This is a genomic window from Enterobacter sp. YSU (genome assembly GCF_016082135.1).
GTDB classification, from domain to species: Bacteria; Pseudomonadota; Gammaproteobacteria; order Enterobacterales; family Enterobacteriaceae; genus Enterobacter; species Enterobacter hormaechei_C.
In genome coordinates this window covers 4850515-4854630 of record NZ_CP059487.1, presented here as the reverse complement: position 1 = coordinate 4854630, position 4116 = coordinate 4850515, and the positions used below count along the sequence as shown (strand labels likewise).

The window sequence follows — 4116 nt, the reverse complement described above, 5'->3', positions numbered from 1 at the left end:
GGCTTTGTTGAATAAATCGAACTTTTGCTGAGTTGAAGGATCAGATCACGCATCTTCCCGACAACGCAGACCGTTCCGTGGCAAAGCAAAAGTTCAAAATCACCAACTGGCCCACCTACAATAAAGCCCTCATCAACCGTGGCTCCATAACTTTCTGGCTGGATGATGAAGCTATTCAGGCCTGGTATGAGTCGGCAGCGCCTTCTTCACGAGGCAGACCTCAGCGCTATTCTAACCTTGCCATCACGACTGTGCTGGTCATTAAACGCGTATTCAGGCTGACCCTGCGCGCTGCGCAGGGCTTTATTGATTCCATTTTTTCTCTGATGAACGTTCCGCTACGCTGCCCGGATTACAGCTGTGTCAGCAGGCGGGCAAAGTCGGTTAATGTCAGTTTCAAAACGCCCACCCGGGGTGAAATCGCACACCTGGTAATTGATTCCACCGGGCTGAAGGTCTTCGGTGAAGGCGAGTGGAAAGTCAAAAAGCATGGCCAGGAACGCCGCCGTATCTGGCGTAAGCTGCATCTCGCCGTTGACAGTAAAACACATGAAATCATCTGCGCTGACCTGTCGCTGAACAACGTTACGGACTCAGAGGCCTTCCCCGGGTTAATCCGGCAAACCCACCGGAAAATCAGGTCAGCCGCCGCCGATGGCGCTTACGATACCCGGCTATGTCACGATGAACTGCGGCGTAAGAAAATCAGCGCGCTTATCCCTCCCCGAAAAGGTGCGGGTTACTGTCCCGGTGAATATGCAGACCGTAACCGTGCAGTGGCTAATCAGCGAATGACCGGGAGTAATGCGCGGTGGAAATGGACAACAGATTACAACCGTCGCTCGATAGCGGAAACGGCGATGTACCGGGTAAAACAGCTGTTCGGGGGTTCACTGACGCTGCGTGACTACGATGGTCAGGTTGCGGAGGCTATGGCCCTGGTACGAGCGCTGAACAAAATGACGAAAGCAGGTATGCCTGAAAGCGTGCGTATTGCCTGAAAACACAACCCGCTACGGGGGAGACTTACCCGAAATCTGATTTATTCAACAAAGCCGCTGAAAATTTCGTCTCTTCGCCAAAACACCTTCGGCGTTGTAAGGTTAAGCCTCACGGTTCATTAGTATCGGTTAGCTCAACGCATCGCTGCGCTTACACACCCGACCTATCAACGTCGTCGTCTTCAACGTTCCTTCAGGAGACTTAAAGTCTCAGGGAGAACTCATCTCGGGGCAAGTTTCGTGCTTAGATGCTTTCAGCACTTATCTCTTCCGCATTTAGCTACCGGGCAGTGCCATTGGCATGACAACCCGAACACCAGTGATGCGTCCACTCCGGTCCTCTCGTACTAGGAGCAGCCCCCCTCAATTCTCCAGCGCCCACGGCAGATAGGGACCGAACTGTCTCACGACGTTCTAAACCCAGCTCGCGTACCACTTTAAATGGCGAACAGCCATACCCTTGGGACCTACTTCAGCCCCAGGATGTGATGAGCCGACATCGAGGTGCCAAACACCGCCGTCGATATGAACTCTTGGGCGGTATCAGCCTGTTATCCCCGGAGTACCTTTTATCCGTTGAGCGATGGCCCTTCCATTCAGAACCACCGGATCACTATGACCTGCTTTCGCACCTGCTCGCGCCGTCACGCTCGCAGTCAAGCTGGCTTATGCCATTGCACTAACCTCCTGATGTCCGACCAGGATTAGCCAACCTTCGTGCTCCTCCGTTACTCTTTGGGAGGAGACCGCCCCAGTCAAACTACCCACCAGACACTGTCCGCAACCCGGATTACGGGTCTACGTTAGAACACCAGCCATTAAAGGGTGGTATTTCAAGGTTGGCTCCACGCAGACTGGCGTCCACGCTTCAAAGCCTCCCACCTATCCTACACATCAAGGACCAGTGTTCAGTGTCAAGCTATAGTAAAGGTTCACGGGGTCTTTCCGTCTTGCCGCGGGTACACTGCATCTTCACAGCGAGTTCAATTTCACTGAGTCTCGGGTGGAGACAGCCTGGCCATCATTACGCCATTCGTGCAGGTCGGAACTTACCCGACAAGGAATTTCGCTACCTTAGGACCGTTATAGTTACGGCCGCCGTTTACCGGGGCTTCGATCAAGAGCTTCGCGTTGCCGCTAACCCCATCAATTAACCTTCCGGCACCGGGCAGGCGTCACACCGTATACGTCCACTTTCGTGTTTGCACAGTGCTGTGTTTTTAATAAACAGTTGCAGCCAGCTGGTATCTTCGACTGATTTCAGCTCCGCCCGCAGGGGCTTCACCTACATATCAGCGTGCCTTCTCCCGAAGTTACGGCACCATTTTGCCTAGTTCCTTCACCCGAGTTCTCTCAAGCGCCTTGGTATTCTCTACCTGACCACCTGTGTCGGTTTGGGGTACGATTTCGTGTTACCTGATGCTTAGAGGCTTTTCCTGGAAGCAGGGCATTTATCACTTCAGCACCGTAGTGCCTCGTCATCACACCTCAGCGTTAATAAGGTACCGGATTTACCTGGAACCTCCGCCTACATGCTTAAACCGGGACAACCGTCGCCCGGCTGACATAGCCTTCTCCGTCCCCCCTTCGCAGTAACACCAAGTACAGGAATATTAACCTGTTTCCCATCGACTACGCCTTTCGGCCTCGCCTTAGGGGTCGACTCACCCTGCCCCGATTAACGTTGGACAGGAACCCTTGGTCTTCCGGCGAGCGGGCTTTTCACCCGCTTTATCGTTACTTATGTCAGCATTCGCACTTCTGATACCTCCAGCATGCCTCACAGCACACCTTCAACGGCTTACAGAACGCTCCCCTACCCAACAACACATAGTGTCGCTGCCGCAGCTTCGGTGCATGGTTTAGCCCCGTTACATCTTCCGCGCAGGCCGACTCGACCAGTGAGCTATTACGCTTTCTTTAAATGATGGCTGCTTCTAAGCCAACATCCTGGCTGTCTGTGCCTTCCCACATCGTTTCCCACTTAACCATGACTTTGGGACCTTAGCTGGCGGTCTGGGTTGTTTCCCTCTTCACGACGGACGTTAGCACCCGCCGTGTGTCTCCCGTGATAACATTCTTCGGTATTCGTAGTTTGCATCGGGTTGGTAAGCCGGGATGGCCCCCTAGCCGAAACAGTGCTCTACCCCCGAAGATGAGTTCACGAGGCGCTACCTAAATAGCTTTCGGGGAGAACCAGCTATCTCCCGGTTTGATTGGCCTTTCACCCCCAGCCACAGGTCATCCGCTAATTTTTCAACATTAGTCGGTTCGGTCCTCCAGTTAGTGTTACCCAACCTTCAACCTGCCCATGGCTAGATCACCGGGTTTCGGGTCTATACCCTGCAACTTAACGCCCAGTTAAGACTCGGTTTCCCTTCGGCTCCCCTATACGGTTAACCTTGCTACAGAATATAAGTCGCTGACCCATTATACAAAAGGTACGCAGTCACCCCATAAAGAGGCTCCCACTGCTTGTACGTACACGGTTTCAGGTTCTTTTTCACTCCCCTCGCCGGGGTTCTTTTCGCCTTTCCCTCACGGTACTGGTTCACTATCGGTCAGTCAGGAGTATTTAGCCTTGGAGGATGGTCCCCCCATATTCAGACAGGATACCACGTGTCCCGCCCTACTCTTCGAGTTCACAGCATGTGTGCTTTCGTGTACGGGACTATCACCCTGTACCGTCGGACTTTCCAGACCGTTCCACTAACACACAAGCTGATTCAGACTCCGGGCTGCTCCCCGTTCGCTCGCCGCTACTGGGGGAATCTCGGTTGATTTCTTTTCCTCGGGGTACTTAGATGTTTCAGTTCCCCCGGTTCGCCTCGTTAACCTATGTATTCAGTTAACGATAGTGCAACGGATTGCACTGGGTTTCCCCATTCGGACATCGCCGGGTCAAGGGTTCATATCACCTCGCCGGCGCTTTTCGCAGATTAGCACGTCCTTCATCGCCTCTGACTGCCAGGGCATCCACCGTGTACGCTTAGTCGCTTAACCTCACAACCCGAAGATGTTTCACTTCTGATTGCGAAAATTTGAGAGACTCGAACACACATGAGCTGTGTGTCGTTTCAATTTTCAGCTTGATCCAGATTTTTAAAGAGCAAAT

Annotated in this window: 1 protein-coding gene and 1 rRNA gene; one reads left to right on the top strand and one right to left on the bottom strand. The window is 53.0% G+C overall.

All coding sequences use genetic code 11. The features are described from left to right. The first annotated feature begins 32 nt into the window (after positions 1-32). Complete coding sequence (locus H2Z33_RS23335) at positions 33-1001, top strand: IS5-like element IS903B family transposase (RefSeq protein ID WP_021242128.1); 969 nt, start codon at positions 33-35, stop codon at positions 999-1001. A gap of 98 nt (positions 1002-1099) precedes the next feature. On the opposite strand, the gene H2Z33_RS23330 is transcribed toward H2Z33_RS23335, so the two are convergent. Beyond that, positions 1100-4004: ribosomal RNA gene (locus H2Z33_RS23330) — 23S ribosomal RNA — on the bottom strand. Positions 4005-4116: the final 112 nt, after the last annotated feature.